Below are 266 nucleotides of genomic sequence, written 5' to 3'. Positions count from 1 at the left end.
AACAGCCACCTTGCTGTTTTCGAGCGAACGACAAAACGGGTATAGGTGTCAAGGGAAGCGCCAAGCCATGCCCCCATTCCGGCCATGGCCAGCATCGTATAGAACTGTGTGGTCAGCGTCATTTAAACAACTTGCTAAAAAATCCTTTAGCTTTCTCCCCCTGCTGCTCATCCAAATAGACGAGATCAAGCACTCTTCCCTTGATGGAGACAACGCCTTTTTCCACATCGAGATTCTTCATCTGCAGGTTTTCGCCTCTGACTGCA

The 266-nt window shown here is 49.2% G+C and carries 2 protein-coding genes; both read right to left on the bottom strand.

Going from position 1 to position 266, the window contains the following annotated elements; genetic code table 11:
- On the bottom strand, positions 1 to 122 hold a 122-nt coding region (gene yabQ / locus CH339_RS25730; protein ID WP_368731667.1), incomplete at its 3' end, for a spore cortex biosynthesis protein YabQ.
- The coding region (locus CH339_RS26080) for a YabP/YqfC family sporulation protein (protein WP_497847422.1) at positions 119 to 266 on the bottom strand (148 nt) is incomplete at its 5' end. The genes yabQ and CH339_RS26080, both read right to left, overlap by 4 nt.

The organism is Rhodobium orientis (assembly GCF_003258835.1).
Taxonomy (GTDB): domain Bacteria; phylum Pseudomonadota; class Alphaproteobacteria; order Rhizobiales; family Rhodobiaceae; genus Rhodobium; species Rhodobium orientis.
This window is presented reverse-complemented; position numbering and strand designations above follow the sequence as displayed.